General features: G+C 69.1%; 1 protein-coding gene. It reads right to left on the bottom strand.

What is annotated here, in order from left to right; all coding sequences use genetic code 11:
- Positions 1 to 385 (bottom strand): FG-GAP repeat domain-containing protein (locus ABT296_RS38605; RefSeq protein ID WP_351934829.1); only part of this gene is annotated, 385 nt, incomplete at both ends.

Raw genomic sequence — 385 nt, 5'->3', positions numbered from 1 at the left:
CGTGGACGAGGAGGTCGGCCTTGCCGTCGCCGGTGATGTCGGCGAAGTACAGGCGTCCCATGTCGGTACCGGTGAGGAAACGGCTCCAACCGGCGGACATGACGGTGCCGGCACCGAAGCTGGTCCCGAGGTTGCGGTGGACGACGACGGCGCCGTCGATGCGCTGCAGGACCAGGTCGTCCTTGCCGTCACCGTCGATGTCCGCCGGCGTGACCTTCTCGCGGCTGAAGACCTCCTTCACCCAGCTGCCCAGATCGTCGACGCGGGTGTCGATGGCGCCGGTGCGGGTTTGGGTGGGGTCGATGCCGAGGCATCCGCCTTGCCAGGAGCGGGAGTTGACGGCGACGAGTTCGGTGGTGGTGCCGACGGTGCGCAGGGCGGGGCT

The sequence above is a fragment of the Streptomyces sp. NPDC000983 genome, from assembly GCF_040299205.1.
Taxonomy (GTDB): Bacteria; Actinomycetota; Actinomycetes; order Streptomycetales; family Streptomycetaceae; genus Streptomyces.
This window is presented reverse-complemented; position numbering and strand designations above follow the sequence as displayed.